Raw genomic sequence first — 15,359 nt, 5'->3', positions numbered from 1 at the left:
AGAGTAGCTAATCTTTAAGATTAACTACTCTCTATTTTTATGAGGGGCTGTAACAAAACAATACCCACATTTTTATTCCTCTACAAACTAGATTATTTATTTTCTTGTAACCACGCAATAGCATATTCCGCATACACCGCTGACGCCGCCGACAGTACGCTATCATCCATGGTGAATCGATTGTTATGATGATCATAAGTTGCTTCTACATCAGGATTCTGAATGCCGATGAAGGCAAAGCAACCTGGTTTTTCTTGTAAATACCACGCAAAGTCTTCGCCAGGCATAACTTTGCGCATTTTGGAGAGTTTATCAGCACCTAGCGTATCGATAACTACGCGTTCTGCCAATTCACTAGATGTTGGGTCGTTAATAGTCGGTGGTACCCTTTTTTCGTAGTTTAATTCAGCTGTAGCACCATAAGCAGCTGCTGTATATTCTACAATGCGGCGTATAGAGTCGACAATGTATTCTTCTTGATGAGGATCAAAAAATCGTACAGTGCCTCCCATTGTGGCTTCCCCTGGGATAACATTCCACTCTGTTCCAGAATGGATATTGCCAATGGTAACAACCACCGAATCTAAGGCACTCACATTTCTGGATACAACAGTTTGCAAGTTAAGCACAATAGCACTGGCCACTACTACTGCATCAACAGCTTGATGCGGCTGCGCACCATGACCTTGCTTACCAGTTACCTTAATATTAAATATACTACTAGCCGCCATACGCGGACCTTCTTCTACAGAAATAAATCCTGCGGGCAAATCAATCCATACATGACCACCAAAGATAGCATCAATTTTCTCATACCAATCGCCAAATTTAATAAAATCTGGCGCACCAGCCCCTGTTTCCTCCGCCGGTTGGAATGCGAGATATACTGTGCCTTCAATGCGATCTTTCATAGACATGAGCATTTTCGCCGCCCCAAGTAAAATCGCCATATGTCCATCGTGACCACAGGCGTGCATTTTACCATCTACGTCAGATTTAAAATCAAATGTATTATGCTCCTGTACAGGCAATGCATCAATATCAGCACGAAGGGCAATAGCTTTACCCGTTTTATCACCTCGGATAATGCCGATAAGACCAGTACCACGGTCCGTATCCACTTGTACTTCTACGCCCATTGCTTCCAATTCTTTTGCCAACGTTTTTGTTGTTTCAAACTCCTCATTACTAAGCTCTGGATGTTTATGGAAATATCTACGCCAATCTTGGACGTAGAACTTATATTGTTCAATTAAATCACGACTATGCATAATAACCTCTCTAATCAAATATATTGTATCGGTTCAATGCACCAAATCTATCAACTATCATAGCAACGATTCATCGTGTATCATATTATAACTGGCAGATTCAGCACTATATCATACAATAGATAACACCCCATAAAAACAGGAATAACCTATATATATACAAAGAAAACGACAGCCCTAAGGTTGTCGTTTTCCTATAGTTTTATCGATTGCGCAACACCGCTTGTACCGCCAAGGATACAACAGCAGTAGCTACTGCTACACAAGCTGTAATTTTTACAGTGGTACACAATTCATCTTTTGTTGGTTTTGCTTTGCTTGCAATGTCCAATGTTTTAGCCACTGCTGGCACTAACACTTCATTGCGTAAGGATTCTGTATTCATAATTACTCCTCCAATATAGACTATTTATTCTAGGGTATCATGAATGAGCTAATTCCGCAATGACTTCACCGAGAATTGTAATAGCTTTTTCCAATTGTTCTTGTGGAATATTAAGAGCTGGTAATAGACGTACTTTGTTTTTTGCAGATAAAACTACAACGCCTTTTTCCAAACATTTAGCAATAACTTGTTTAGCGTCTACCGTCGTTTCAATGCCCAGCATAAGGCCCATACCACTAATACCAATGACACCAGTTTTTCCTACTAACATAGATTTTACAAATTCGCCCTTAGCTTTTACAGAATCTAAAAATTCTGGTGTTAAACGATTTACAATAGTATTTGCAGCGGCCGCGCAAATCGGATTGCCACCAAACGTAGTAGCATGAGCGCCAGCATTCAACACAAATTGTGTTTTTTCATTAAATAAAGTAGCCCCCATAGGTAATCCTCCAGCTAGGCCCTTAGCAGTAGACACGATATCTGGCTCGATACCGAATTGTTGGTATGCATAGAAAGAACCTGTACGACCATTCCCAGTTTGCACTTCATCAATGAGGACTAATTTATCGTTCTCATGAGCAAACTTTGTCACAGCCTGTACAAACTCCTTGTCTAGTGGCATAACGCCACCTTCCCCTTGGATAGGTTCCATCATAATAGCACATACATCTGGTCTAGTTAGCACTTCGATAGCTGCATCAATGTCATTGGCAGGTGTATGAAGAAAGCCCTCTGTAAATGGGAAAAAATGTTGGTGGAACACATCTTGACCTGTAGCTGATAATGTTGTAATAGTACGGCCATGAAAACTATTCACCAATGTAACAATAACATGACGGCCCTCACCATATTTATCATGACTATATTTACGAGCTGCCTTAATGGAGCATTCATTAGATTCAGCACCAGAATTAGAGAAGAATACCTTTTTCATTCCTGTTGCTTTGCAAAGAAATTCAGCCAACTGAATTTGTGGTAATGAGTAATAGAGATTAGAAATATGGTTTAATGCATGTGTTTGTTTTGTTACTGCTTCAGACCATTCTGCATCATCTACCCCAAAAGCTGTAACACCAATGCCAGAACCTAAGTCGATATATTCTTTACCGTCCACATCCCATAATAAAGAACCTTTACCTTTTTCAAAGCATACGTTAAACCGACCATAGGTGTTGGCAATATACTCCTTATCTTGTTGTTCAAATTGTTCTGTTTTCGTAATCATACGTCCTCCAATATAACGATGGTGAGCCCGCCCATAGCAGCTCACCATAGCTATTTCAACTATATACTCAAAGTAAATCATGCAATTCAATTACTTCACTAAAAGGATTATTCTTTTACAAACATAGTCCCTAGACCTTCATCTGTGAGGAGCTCAATTAAAATGGCATGCGGTATTTCACCATTTATGATAAATACCTTTTGAGCCCCTGCTGCAATGGCCTCTAAACAGCAATCCACCTTTGGAATCATACCACCTGCGATAATGCCTTCCACTTTTAATGTTTCTGCTTCGGCTACGGTGATGCGAGGAATCAACGATGATGGATTGTTCACATCCCGAAGCACACCATCGATATTTGTCATAGCCACCATTGTTTCGGCCTTAAGAGCACCTGCAATTTTAGCGGCTACCGTATCAGCATTTACATTATACACTTGTCCATCAGCTCCACAGCCAATAGAGGAAATAACAGGAATATATCCTTTACTAATAACATCATCAATAATAGCAGTGTCGATTACATCTACTTCGCCTACATAGCCTAGTTCATCATTTTTTTGATGCACTTGAATCATATGACCATCTACACCGCACAGACCTACAGCACGACCACCAAAGCTAATCAAATCAGCTACGAGCCCTTTATTAACCTTGCCAGCTAATACCATTTGTACTACGTCCATTGTATCCTTATCAGTAACGCGTAACCCATTTTTAAATTGGGACTCAATATGCATCGCCTGAAGGGCATTGTTAATATCAGGCCCTCCACCGTGGACGAGGACAACTTTTACCCCAACTAATTGCAGTAAAAGCAAATCGTTCATAACGGATTTTTTCAATTCTGGATCCGTCATAGCATTACCGCCGTATTTTACGACAACGTATTTATCAGTGTATTGTTTAATATACGGTACGGCAGCCGTCAAAATATGGGCTCGCATCGCATTTGTTACGGTGTTCATAATAACTCCTACTCATCCTATACTATTGCGTATCAAAATCCATTTGGTGATAACTAGTAACTACGCATGTTATCAAAACAAAATGAATCCTAATACGTCATCGACCTATGCTAATTTATAAGGACAAACCAGTCTCCTCGGGCAATCCCAGCGCAATATTCATACATTGTACAGCTGCACCAGACGCGCCTTTGCCAAGATTATCAAACACGGCATGCACCATAATACGATCGTCATTACCTGTCACAGATATAACCATGCCGTCTGTATTACTCAACCGGTTAGCATTGAGGAATGACTTGTTATCCTCCGCCACATTGAGAGGTGCTACAGTAACGATTTTACTACCCTTGTAAAACGTATCTAATGTTTGATGCACCGTTTTCAACGTACTACCTGATGAAAGTAAGCGTTTATGTAGCCCTACGGTAACCTCCATGCCACTGTAGTAATCATCAACGATAGGCATGAAAATAGGCGCATCTGTAAGACCACATACATGCATCACCTCTGGTAAATGTTTATGCCCTTGCCCCAATCCATATTGACGTGGCGCGTAAAGAAAATAATCCTTTGGTGATGATTCATATTGATTGATCATCTTTTTACCGCCTCCACTATAACCAGTTAGAGAGGTAATAGTGAAAGGGTAATCACTAGGTACAATACCAGATTTTACAAGAGGCGCAATACACGCAATCATCCCACTAGCATGGCACCCAGGGTTTGCAATATGTTTCTTCTCTTGAATGCCCCCTCGATAATCGTCCCCTAATTCAGGAAATCCATAAGCCCAGTCCGTATCAGTTCTAAACGCTGTAGATGTGTCAATAATTTTACAATCATAATCGCCGATAACCGCTACTATGTCTTTGGATGCACTATCTGGTAAACAAAGGAATACAATATCTGCTGTTTTAGCGATAGCTGCAATTTTATCTATATTTTTTCTATCTCCATCTTCGATAGACAGTAATTCAATGTCCTTGCGGCCTTGTAATCGTTCATGAATTCTAAGACCTGTTGTACCCTCGTGTCCAACAATAAATACTTTGTATGGATTCATATGTGTCTTCCTCCCCATTGTATCAATACGATATAGCTATTCCTAATGTGGCTATAACACTTATTACAAAGGATTATATCCAATACTAAAATCTCCTATATCATACATACATCACGTTATAAGCTAATCCATAGGATAATCACCAAAAGTGGCTACCATCACGGCTTTGATAGTGTGTAAACGATTTTCCGCTTCTTCAAAAGCTAATGAATTAGGCCCTTCAAATACATCTTCTGTCACTTCAATGCCATTCATACCGAACCGTTCAAAAATATCTTTTCCTACTTGTGTTTCTGTATTGTGGAATGCAGGCAAGCAATGGCAGAATTTCGTATTCGAATTACCTGTTAATGCCATCATTTCCGCATTTACTTGAAATGGTTTAAATGTATTAATCCTCTCTTCCCACATATCATATGTATCGCCCATAGTCACCCATACACCTGTATAGATAACATCGAGACCTTTTACGCCTTCTGCTACATTATCAGTACACGTAATTGTAGCACCAGTTTCTTTAGCTACCTTCAAACACGCTTCGTAGAATGGGCCTTCCGGCCAATATTGTTTAGGTCCAATGAGTCGGAAATCCATACCCATTTTAACAGCACCACTCATCAATGCATTACACATATTCGATTGACCATGACCTACATAAGCATAAGAAATTTCATTTAATGGTTTGTCAATATTTTCTTGCAGTGTCAAGAAATTCGCCAATGTTTGAGTTGGGTGATCCATATCAGTAAGTCCATTCCATACAGGAACACCAGAAAAATCTGCTAATGTATCTACATCATCTTGAGCAAATCCACGAAATTCAATGGCATCATACATAGAACCGAGAACGCGAGCAGTATCCTTTAAGGACTCTTTTTTATTCATTTGAGAACCTGTAGGTCCCAAATACGTCGTATGAGCCCCTTGGTCTGCGGCACCAACTTCAAAAGCACACCGAGTACGGGTAGAATCCTTTTCAAAAATGAGAACAAAGTTCTTGCCTTCCATAGTTTTAATTTCTGTGCCTGCTTTTTTATCTGCTTTTAATTTAGCAGCTAAGTCCAAGTAATATTTAATTTCTTCTGGTGTATAATCTAACATCGTTTTAAACGATTTATTGTGTAAACTCTTCATCATAACTCCTTCAAACTCTATATCTCTATGAGTTATACTCCATTTCTATAGATAGGCTACCACTCGTAGCAATGTATCCTATAACAATCAACAAATACCCTCTAACATTACCAACTATGTAGAGCCTATGATTTTGGTTGTAAAAATTCTCCTGCAATGCCCGCCATCATAACGATGCCCGTTTCAATAATGCTTTCATCAATGGTGAAAGTATCATTATGCAGTGGTGGATTCCCTTCAAAGCCAGTCCCTAACCAAAGGAAGGCACCTTTAATTTTTTGCAAGTATGCGGAAAAATCCTCTGCCGCCATGGACGGAAATTCTGGATGTACCACAGCTTGTGGCCCAATGTATTGCTCCACAATGGCTGTGGCATAGTCAATGGCATCTGGATTATTAATGGTGGATCCATGTCCTCGTCTAAAATCGAGTACACTAGTGGTGCCAAACATCATATCGAGGGCCTTAAGGCTTTCACCAAGGCGACGTTCAATATAATCGCGTTTTTCCGGCGCATAGGTACGGCATGTTCCTTCTAAGAATGCATCGCCAGCGCCTACATTGTATCGGTCACCAGCGTTGATAACGCCGATGGTACACACTAGATTTTCCATAGGATTCGTTTCACGAGCCACGACGGATTCTACATTGACAATCCAATTAACAGCTGCCACGATAGCATCGATACCATTATGCGGCTCTGCACCATGGGTAGATTTCCCCTTAATATGTACCTTGAAATGATCCGACGCAGCCATGAGATTCCCTTTTCTAAGGCCCACAGTACCCACAGGCAATTGAGGCCATACGTGAAGACCGTAAATTTCATCAACATCATCGAGTATACCACTGTCTACGATACCTTGCGCCCCTGGAAACAAAGCTTCCTCTTCAGATGGTTGAAATACAAGTTTCACAGTGCCATGTAATTGCTCCCTAATATCATGTAACACAGCTGCAGTACCCAATAGTATTGCCACATGACTATCATGACCGCACGCATGCATAATGCCATCATTTTCAGAAGCAAAAGGTAATCCTGTTTTTTCATGTATTGGCAATGCATCTATATCCGCCCGTAACGCAATAACAGGGCCTGTGTGAGAGCCCTGTATAGTACCGATAACAGCATAATCGGAAACATCATTTTTAAAAGGTATGCCCAATTCAGTCAACACCGATTGGATATAGAGGGATGTTTCCTTTTCCTCGCCAGATAATTCCGGATGAGCATGTATATGTCGTCGCCAAGCAATGACTTGCTCTAAATACTTGGCCGCAGTTTCTTTAATTAATAATTCTAAAGAATGCATAGCGCATCTCCTTTTCGTACTACTCTTTTATACATTATTATGTATAAATATAAATCATATTTGTATTATAATACCTCCCCATATATTAATCAAGTATTTATTTCAAGAAAAAGACCTATTAATGTAAAAAACTTACAATAATAGGTCTATATTTATTCACAAAGAAATTTCATTTATACTTATATCGATTTAATAATAGTATTTTTGTATTATAGTATACAAACTACCCACCATGTTTATGACGATTGGCAGAATAGCTATGTTATTTATCAATACTTACCTCTTCTAATACAGTACCATCTGGCAAATAAGATTTCACAATTAACTGATTTGGACTCACATCAAGAGTCATGTAATTATTCGTTTCCGGTTGCGGAGCTACATATACATCTAATGGATGTTGTTGCCATAAATTAGGATAGCGCACATCTCCTGCAATACCAGTAATGATATATAATGGTCCTGTCGCATCTCGTTCAAAATTACGAATATGACCACGGTCACGATAAGTATGTAAATGGGCAGACAATACGAGATCCACATTATACTCATCAAAGATTGGCATGAATATGGTACCTTCTTCGCTGAATCCAGATTCACGATCGGTGCGTCCATTAATGGCATATTGGAATGGGTCACGATGCATTAGCACAACGGTCCATTTCTTCGTATTTTTTGACAAATCATTAAGCAACCATTGAATTTGTACATCGTAAAGATCAGGGTGATGTGTATCGCTATTATCGGCATGGTTCGCTTCAAAGAATTGTGTATCCAATACTACGTAATGCACATCACCATAATCATAGGAATAATAGCGACGGTCAAAATTTTCACTGCCATTATCTGGTACATCAAAATAGGCTAAATAGGCTTTTGGTTCACGCATTTTCCAATTTAATGCATACATTTCATGATTCCCCATCATCGGTGCCAATGGAATACGAGAACTCAACGGTTCCACAGAACTAAGCCATGTGTGCCATTGCGATGCTTCTTCCCCATTGTCTACTAGGTCCCCCATACTCAAATACATGACTGCATTAGGATGACGGGCAGCAGAATCTTTTACGATTTGTTCCCACCCAGAATAATCAGCCGATTGGGAGTCAGGATAAATCAATACTTCATAACTCCCCTTTTCGCTAGCCGTTTGTAATGGTTTCCAATCACTACGACGGTCGCTATCATAACCTACACGATATTCATACTTCGTGTCTGGTGTTAAGTCTACCAAGGTTGCTTCGTGAATATACGTAGTAGAACCATCGTCTGTAAAGCTTACATTCGTAGCTGGTGCCGATAGCAAAGCATCACTACCAACAAGGCGATATTCGACCATAGCACTCTGTTCACTGTTATCAGATTGCCACATAATAGTACGGCTCGTCGCATTATCTTTGCCCACTATTTGGCGAATATAACGCGATTCTGATGATAATAAAGGCTTTACTTCTGCCCCTTGCACAACAGAAATAAACCGATTAACGCCGTTGAGAATAATACCATATTGCATCACCCCTACAGTAATAGCGCCAATGAAGACTAATCCTAGGAAGGCACCAAAAACGTTCTTTTTATTCATATAAACCTTTCTCTCTATATAGACCCCGCTTTTATAGGGGAAAACTTTTTACTTTAATGACATCAATGCTACAACTTAAACTTAGCTTTAAGTCAATATGTATTATATAATAGAGAATACTTAAAACTTATAGCTATCTATATATTTTATATATAGAAAAGGAGGCTCTCGCCTCCTTTTAATCTATGGATGTATCGTAATATTGTTTCATTTGATTATAGCCATTCACAATAACCTCAATTTCTCCTGTACGAGGATGAAAAATAAGACCATGAATAGGTACATCTTTGGGAATAAGAGGATTGATACGTAGTTCATCAACAGTTTCCTCTACATTTTCTGCAGGATGCGTAAACCCATCTGCCCAATGTTCCATCTCACGTTTTACCATGTGAATCGCTTCTGGCGCAATGCCACGAGCCAACATTTTTTCCGTTAAATCCTTTGCGGTCGTTTTGGCCATGCCACATTCGTAATGACCGATAATAAAAATTTCATTGACCCCTAATTCATAAATACATACGAGAAGGCTGCGCACTACACCATCAAAGGGCCCTGTAATACAATTTCCCGCAGTTTTAACAATTTTTGCTTCACCACGCCCAATATCCATGGAGTCTTCTAAAAAATTGACAAGACGCGTATCCATGCAGGTAACGATAGCCATTTCACGACTAGGCATTTTACTGCATTTCGTATCTGTCTCTACATAACCTGTATTTTGATCCTCTACATATTCCTTATTATGCTTTAAAATATCTGCTAATAAACTCATAATACCTCCTATATATAAAAAGGCCCTGGCATAGCCAAGACCTTTTATGCTTTGTGCTCATCCTTATTATAACATACACCAAGGATACTTATTAATTTATTCTACTCATAAGTGATTCATAGTCAATCCTTGTAGCTATTTTTCAATACCTATCGATCCGGCGTTGACAACGCCTCAATAGCTACGCTGCCACCGCGTACTACTTCGATACGATTAACGAATAAATCATTAAACAAAGCAATCATATCATTATTTTTAGACACCGTTTTCACACATTGAACGAGAACTGATTTACGATTGTAATCTATAATGTCTAAATCAAAGGTTTCAGCAATGCGGAAAATCTCTTGTTTATCTGATTCTTTGCAGCTATTCACCTTAATAAAGAGCAATTCTTTTTTCGTAATAGCCATATTTGTAAAATCGATAACCTTAATAACCTCTACGCTACGGTTCAATTGTTTAATGATTTGTTCATGCGTCAAATCATCACAAGTCAGCTCGATGGTCATACGAGACATAGTTGGGTCTTCCGTCTCCCCAACAGTCAATGTATCAAGATTGTAATTTTTTCCCGCAAAGAGGCCCGAAATTTTAGCAAGCACACCGATTTGATTTTCTACATATGCCGAAATGCAACGCTTTTCTAAATGTAACATAGAGCCTCCTCATTTCTTATCTTTCAACATCATATCGCTTAGTGATTTACCAGCCGGCACCATGGGCATTACATTAATCTCTGTAGGAATAATACATTCAATTAATGTTGGACCTTGTTTAAAATTGTCCGCTTTTGTGAAAGCATCCTCTAATTCTTCTACCTTCGTAATACGAATACCTTGGGCTCCGTAAGCTTGTGCTAATTGCACAAAGTTTGGCACATATTCAAATTCACCATTATCGATAGACTCTCTAGTAACGATAGCGCTTTCATCCATCAACAAATTCGTGCACGCATAGCGTTTATCATAGAACAATTGCTGCCATTGACGGACATTGCCTAAATAACCATTGTTCAAAATGATGAGAGTCATCGGCAAATGGTAGTGCATAGCGGTAGCAAATTCCTGAATATTCATTTGTACACCACCATCGCCACAGATGGCAAATACACGCGCCTCAGGATTCCCCATTTGTGCCCCTAGTGCCGCAGGGAAACCGTATCCCATAGTGCCAAGACCACCAGAAGTCAATAATTGATGGTTTCCATCAATTTCGAGAAATTGGGTCGTCCACAATTGATTTTGCCCTACATCGGTAGCCACAATAGGACGATCATAGTGATTATTAATATATTGAATCACGCGCTCTGGTGTAAGCCCCTCAATATCGGACTGCGTTACAGGCTGCTCCTTTTTTAATTGTTGTAATTGTGTAGACCAGTCACCTAAATCATGAGGTTCCATATATTCCAATAATTTTTCAATAGCCAATTTAGCATCGGCTACGATAGGAATATCGACCTTAATATTTTTAGAAATAGACGCCGCATCAACATCGATGTGCACGATTTTACAGTTTTGTGCAAAAGTGCTTAATTTACCTGTAATGCGGTCATTAAAACGAGTTCCGATGGAAATCATCACATCACAATCGGTGAGAGCCACATTCGGTGCATAACCACCATGGATACCTACATTACCTAAATAAAGAGGATGGCGAGAGCTAATAGCCCCTTTCCCCATTAAAGTAGTTACTACAGGAATACCCGTTTTATCCACTAACTCTGTCATCACATCGTTAGCACCACTAATACTAATGCCCCCACCCAACAAAAATAATGGGCGTTTCGCCTTGGATATAATAGAGCATGCCTTTTTGATTTGCCCAATATGTACCGTTTCATTTGGTTTATATCCACGAATATTAACCTCTGTAGGGTATACATCAGATCCCATAGCTTTTTGAATATTTTTAGGAATATCTACTACCACAGGGCCTGGACGACCAGTGCGAGCAATATAAAATGCTTCTTTCAGAATACGTCCTAAATCCTTTCTGTCACGTACTGTAACAGCATATTTACATACATTGCGAACAATGCCAACAGTGTCAACCTCTTGGAACGCATCATTCCCCATTAAAGACAAGTCGACTTGCCCTGTAATACAAACCATAGGAACACTATCAGAATAGGCCGTAGCAATCCCCGTAACAAGATTTGTAGCACCAGGACCAGACGTAACCATACAAACACCTACTCGACCAGTGCTACGCGCATACCCATCGGCAGCATGTGCCAAAGCCTGTTCATGGCGTGGCAAAATAACCTTCACTTGATCTTGTTTATATAATTCATCCATTATATCGATGGTAGCTGCACCAGGATAGTTGAACAAAAACTCAACTTGTTCCTCTTGCAAAGCTTTCACCACATAGGCAGCACCAGAAATCATAGGACCTCCTATTCATGCAAATTCATGTGCATTCTCATTCATATTAACCATTATATCTAAAAAATTGAATGTTGTTACAAACTGTGATATACTCAATACTATAACATATCTTGCAATTTGTGAGTATGTCTTATAGCTTTTAATCTATATAAATTATACATATTTTCTGAAAGGACTGATTCTCATGAAAGAAATCTTAGGTTTCCACTTGAACGGCTGCCCTTATTGCATGAACGCTTTTCGCGCTATTGACGAATTAGTGGCTGAAAATCCAGCCTACGCTGATATCCACATTAAATGGGTAGAAGATCAAGATGCACACGAATTATTTAAAACACATCCATACGAATACTATCCAAATCTTTGGTTTGACCTTGATAAACAATATGAAGCTCAACCTGGTGAAAGCTATGACCAAACAAAAGCATTAATCAAAGCTGTATTTGATAAAGCTATTGCATAATATAAAAATATCTCCTTGCTACTGTTGTAGTGGGGAGATATTTTTATATTAACTAACCCACATATTATGTACACAATATCTAGTTACAGTCCTACAATGCAAAAACATGCTCCCTCATTAAGAAACAGCATGTTCTCGTTTATAATATATATTATTTTACGATAACAATTTCATCCATAGTACGTCGTGTTTTAGGTCGGCGCGGTTCTTCTCCTCTATATCCAAAAGCAGCCATTACAGCGATGCCAAATTGTTTCGTATCGAATAAACCTAATTCATCGCCTAAGAGATGAGTCATATTATCTTGATGGAATCCTTCTAATGGTACAGAATCGATGCCTTCATATGCCGCCATAATGAGCATATTCGCTAAAACGATATACGCCTGTTTAGAAGCCCAATCGAAAGCAGCTCGTTCTGATTCAAACGTTTTATAATCTTCTGTTGTAAAACGAGCGTAGAAATCTTTGTACAAATTCTGCACATCTTCAGGTAATTCTTTTACTTCATTTTGAATGTGTGTGATATAGTCAGAATCAATTTCTAGTTCTTGCTTACGTCTTGCTAAGATGACTACAAAATGACTGGCTTCAAGACCTGCTTGGATTCCCCAGCCCAAGGGTTTCATTTGTTCTCGAATCTCTTTGTTTTGAATGACCAATAGTTTAAATGGTTCAAATCCAAGAGATGTAGGTGCCAAGCGAGCCGCGTCTAAAATCGCATTCCAATCATCTTCACCAATAATCTTAGTGGAATCAAATTTCTTACATGCATGACGATACATCATAGCATTCAATAAATCTTGACGCTCTAAATTAGCGACGCTAGTATGTTTTGTTTCAATAGTGTACTTACTCATGTATATCTCCTTTTTTATATATTATCTATACGGTGTAGCTTACCACATCCGATAATCCGCAGTGTGCTATAACTACCCTATTTTGAACTACGCTTATCTTGCCATTCTAAGAACATATGACGTAGAACCTTAATAGGCGCTACCCATAACATACGTGGTCCACCATATCTCATAATAGCACGAATTTTCTCTCTATATATAGGTCCATAACAATGCGTTTTACAAACACTGCAAAAGGTCTTATGTTCCATATGAGGACAAACTTCTACACGATACTTTGCATAGCTCCATAGATCTTGGCATTCATCACACAATTCACCTCTCTGTGTATTATGTTTGTTATGACAGTAAATCCCCATAATTTGGCGCATAGTATCTAATTCCATTTTGCGCTTTTCATCTACTGTCATCTTACACCTCACAATTCAATCATGACCTTTTTCCTAATTTGCAAACAAAAAATGATGCACTTATATTGTACATCATTCTCATTCATTTTTATGTTACCTAAGTTACATTATATTATATTTTTTCAATATAGCTGATATACACTTATCTCATAAGTTGAATAAAATCATTAATTTTATAATGAAAAATAAAAGATCTCCATCCAGAAAGATTTCTTAATATTATGGTGCGCCTAGCAGGATTCGAACCTGCGCACCCGGTTCCGGAGACCGGCGCTCTATCCCCTGAGCTATAGGCGCATGGATACGTTACTGATTATACCATATTTCAGCTTATATTTATAGAACTAAATATTCTAAGTTTCATCAAAATTACCAGTATACCAAGAAGCTTTTACATCTCGTTGTTCACCGATAAACACAAGTACTTTGCTATCATAAAATTAACCCCTATAGCGTATGCTAAAGGGGCTAGTTTTGTAAATACTATTATTCCTCAGGATAAATAATAAAAGACAACGCACTGAAGTATTTGTTTTGCTCCCCTTTGATATCTGTAGGGAATGCGACCTCTACGCCAATTACATTTAAACCATCTGATGCTACAGTGATAGTAGCCTTACCATTTTCATCAGCCATACTTTCACCAGTCATATCATTAATCAAATCTCGAATAAGCGGCGCATTCGCATACGGTTTACCGTCTTTCAATACTTGAATTTCAAAGGTATCACCTTTTTTCAATGTCAATGGGTTGACGGATGGAACAATTTGAATGAAAGCACTGCTATTCACTAAAGGTTTAGCGTCCTTACTCCAATAATGCACATCATATTTCAAAGCGTGAGTACTTTTTGTAGCACCAGGTACTTCAGTAATTTTTTGATGTACTGTATTACCATCTTTGTCCTTCGTCCAGTATCCATAATCAAAATAGGTAGTAGTAACCCCTAAATTATCAGTAGGTACGATAGCGATATTTTTTTCGTGTTTCACAACTTTCAAAGGAATTTCCATGCCCATCGTATCATAGCCTTTAATGCTTTTTACCATGTCAGAACTATATGCATTGTCTACGGGACCTTCACCTAATACGAGTACCTTTTCATCGGTACGATTCGCGAAAAACACGCCGTGAGCGTCCGTCTGTGTACATACGCAACCTGTTGCAACGAGAGCAGCAAACATAGATGACAATACCTTCTTATTCATACATACCTCCATTAAGAATATCTATCAATAATAAATTACCTTTATTATATGCTTCTTTTATGCTGTCGCCTATACATGGGTATGTATATTCATAGTGATATGAATATTTTATATAGCTCACCGAATATATGCATGTAGCGAATAAATTATATAGATGACATCATTACACTAATTTACTAATCATAAGCATGACAATACAATCACAATAGCTACGTATACAAAGGGTTATAGGACAAAAAGTGTGTGTGACTAATCCCAATAAGTTGGAAAATTTGTAGACATATGTAGCTCATTCCA

The 15,359-nt window shown here is 38.7% G+C and carries 15 protein-coding genes and 1 tRNA gene; 1 reads left to right on the top strand and 15 read right to left on the bottom strand.

Annotated elements, in window-relative coordinates:
- Positions 1-92 precede the first annotated feature (92 nt).
- The 11 genes from EO120_RS04790 to ilvB form a co-directional block, all read right to left on the bottom strand.
- Entirely contained in the window at positions 93-1,271 is a 1,179-nt protein-coding gene (locus tag EO120_RS04790) for a M20 metallopeptidase family protein (RefSeq protein ID WP_127134341.1), read from the bottom strand.
- A gap of 202 nt (positions 1,272-1,473) precedes the next feature.
- On the bottom strand, positions 1,474-1,656 hold the full coding sequence (locus EO120_RS04785) for a hypothetical protein (RefSeq protein ID WP_127134340.1): 183 nt from the start codon (positions 1,654-1,656) through the stop codon (positions 1,474-1,476).
- Between the two features lie 37 nt (positions 1,657-1,693).
- Entirely contained in the window at positions 1,694-2,884 is a 1,191-nt protein-coding gene (locus EO120_RS04780; protein ID WP_127134339.1) for an aspartate aminotransferase family protein, read from the bottom strand.
- Between the two features lie 107 nt (positions 2,885-2,991).
- Positions 2,992-3,852 carry an acetylglutamate kinase gene (gene argB, locus EO120_RS04775; RefSeq protein WP_127134338.1) on the bottom strand — a complete coding sequence of 287 codons (861 nt, stop codon included), beginning with the start codon at positions 3,850-3,852 and terminating at the stop codon, positions 2,992-2,994.
- Positions 3,853-3,967: 115 nt separating this feature from the next.
- Positions 3,968-4,918: an N-acetyl-gamma-glutamyl-phosphate reductase gene (argC, locus tag EO120_RS04770; protein WP_127134337.1), complete on the bottom strand. Its 951-nt coding sequence runs from the start codon at positions 4,916-4,918 to the stop codon at positions 3,968-3,970.
- Between the two features lie 123 nt (positions 4,919-5,041).
- The gene (argF, locus tag EO120_RS04765; protein WP_127134395.1) at positions 5,042-6,052 is read right to left on the bottom strand and encodes an ornithine carbamoyltransferase; all 1,011 of its coding nucleotides are present in this window, start codon (positions 6,050-6,052) and stop codon (positions 5,042-5,044) included.
- A 125-nt stretch (positions 6,053-6,177) separates the two neighbouring features.
- Positions 6,178-7,365 (bottom strand): M20 metallopeptidase family protein, encoded by a 1,188-nt coding sequence (locus EO120_RS04760; protein WP_127134336.1) that lies wholly within the window; start codon positions 7,363-7,365, stop codon positions 6,178-6,180.
- Positions 7,366-7,627: 262 nt separating this feature from the next.
- Entirely contained in the window at positions 7,628-8,950 is a 1,323-nt protein-coding gene (locus tag EO120_RS04755; RefSeq protein ID WP_127134335.1) for a purple acid phosphatase family protein, read from the bottom strand.
- 178 nt (positions 8,951-9,128) lie between these two features.
- Entirely contained in the window at positions 9,129-9,725 is a 597-nt protein-coding gene (locus EO120_RS04750) for a beta-class carbonic anhydrase (protein ID WP_127134334.1), read from the bottom strand.
- Positions 9,726-9,874: 149 nt separating this feature from the next.
- Positions 9,875-10,384 (bottom strand): acetolactate synthase small subunit, encoded by a 510-nt coding sequence (gene ilvN / locus EO120_RS04745; RefSeq protein WP_127134333.1) that lies wholly within the window; start codon positions 10,382-10,384, stop codon positions 9,875-9,877.
- A gap of 9 nt (positions 10,385-10,393) precedes the next feature.
- Positions 10,394-12,121 carry a biosynthetic-type acetolactate synthase large subunit gene (gene ilvB, locus EO120_RS04740; protein ID WP_127134332.1) on the bottom strand — a complete coding sequence of 576 codons (1,728 nt, stop codon included), beginning with the start codon at positions 12,119-12,121 and terminating at the stop codon, positions 10,394-10,396.
- Positions 12,122-12,305: 184 nt separating this feature from the next.
- Between ilvB and EO120_RS04735 the strand changes: the two genes are divergently transcribed.
- Positions 12,306-12,584, top strand: coding sequence for a glutaredoxin (locus EO120_RS04735; protein ID WP_127134331.1), 279 nt, complete (start codon positions 12,306-12,308; stop codon positions 12,582-12,584).
- A 151-nt stretch (positions 12,585-12,735) separates the two neighbouring features.
- Here EO120_RS04735 and EO120_RS04730 read toward each other — a convergent pair whose 3' ends face one another.
- The 4 genes from EO120_RS04730 to EO120_RS04710 form a co-directional block, all read right to left on the bottom strand.
- Entirely contained in the window at positions 12,736-13,443 is a 708-nt protein-coding gene (locus EO120_RS04730) for an NAD(P)H-dependent oxidoreductase (protein WP_127134330.1), read from the bottom strand.
- A 77-nt stretch (positions 13,444-13,520) separates the two neighbouring features.
- Positions 13,521-13,853, bottom strand: coding sequence for a nitrous oxide-stimulated promoter family protein (locus tag EO120_RS04725; RefSeq protein ID WP_127134329.1), 333 nt, complete (start codon positions 13,851-13,853; stop codon positions 13,521-13,523).
- A 222-nt stretch (positions 13,854-14,075) separates the two neighbouring features.
- A tRNA-Arg gene (locus EO120_RS04720) sits at positions 14,076-14,150 on the bottom strand.
- A 189-nt stretch (positions 14,151-14,339) separates the two neighbouring features.
- On the bottom strand, positions 14,340-15,062 hold the full coding sequence (locus EO120_RS04710) for a DUF4198 domain-containing protein (protein WP_127134328.1): 723 nt from the start codon (positions 15,060-15,062) through the stop codon (positions 14,340-14,342).
- Positions 15,063-15,359 lie beyond the last annotated feature (297 nt).

Origin of the sequence: Veillonella caviae (genome assembly GCF_003992125.1) — a bacterium.
GTDB lineage: Bacteria > Bacillota > Negativicutes > Veillonellales > Veillonellaceae > Veillonella > Veillonella caviae.
Note: the sequence above shows the minus strand (reverse complement) of the source record. Positions and strands in the feature narration are given on the sequence as shown.

What these genes read in the sequence shown, in the direction of transcription:
- EO120_RS04790 (WP_127134341.1), bottom strand. Translation starts at nt 1,271, where the DNA reads ATGCATAGTCGTGATTTAATTGAACAATATAAGTTCTACGTCCAAGAT.
- EO120_RS04785 (WP_127134340.1), bottom strand. Translation starts at nt 1,656, where the DNA reads ATGAATACAGAATCCTTACGCAATGAAGTGTTAGTGCCAGCAGTGGCT.
- EO120_RS04780 (WP_127134339.1), bottom strand. Translation starts at nt 2,884, where the DNA reads ATGATTACGAAAACAGAACAATTTGAACAACAAGATAAGGAGTATATT.
- argB (WP_127134338.1), bottom strand. Translation starts at nt 3,852, where the DNA reads ATGAACACCGTAACAAATGCGATGCGAGCCCATATTTTGACGGCTGCC.
- argC (WP_127134337.1), bottom strand. Translation starts at nt 4,918, where the DNA reads ATGAATCCATACAAAGTATTTATTGTTGGACACGAGGGTACAACAGGT.
- argF (WP_127134395.1), bottom strand. Translation starts at nt 6,052, where the DNA reads ATGAAGAGTTTACACAATAAATCGTTTAAAACGATGTTAGATTATACA.
- EO120_RS04760 (WP_127134336.1), bottom strand. Translation starts at nt 7,365, where the DNA reads ATGCATTCTTTAGAATTATTAATTAAAGAAACTGCGGCCAAGTATTTA.
- EO120_RS04755 (WP_127134335.1), bottom strand. Translation starts at nt 8,950, where the DNA reads ATGAATAAAAAGAACGTTTTTGGTGCCTTCCTAGGATTAGTCTTCATT.
- EO120_RS04750 (WP_127134334.1), bottom strand. Translation starts at nt 9,725, where the DNA reads ATGAGTTTATTAGCAGATATTTTAAAGCATAATAAGGAATATGTAGAG.
- ilvN (WP_127134333.1), bottom strand. Translation starts at nt 10,384, where the DNA reads ATGTTACATTTAGAAAAGCGTTGCATTTCGGCATATGTAGAAAATCAA.
- ilvB (WP_127134332.1), bottom strand. Translation starts at nt 12,121, where the DNA reads ATGATTTCTGGTGCTGCCTATGTGGTGAAAGCTTTGCAAGAGGAACAA.
- EO120_RS04735 (WP_127134331.1), top strand. Translation starts at nt 12,306, where the DNA reads ATGAAAGAAATCTTAGGTTTCCACTTGAACGGCTGCCCTTATTGCATG.
- EO120_RS04730 (WP_127134330.1), bottom strand. Translation starts at nt 13,443, where the DNA reads ATGAGTAAGTACACTATTGAAACAAAACATACTAGCGTCGCTAATTTA.
- EO120_RS04725 (WP_127134329.1), bottom strand. Translation starts at nt 13,853, where the DNA reads ATGACAGTAGATGAAAAGCGCAAAATGGAATTAGATACTATGCGCCAA.
- EO120_RS04710 (WP_127134328.1), bottom strand. Translation starts at nt 15,062, where the DNA reads ATGAATAAGAAGGTATTGTCATCTATGTTTGCTGCTCTCGTTGCAACA.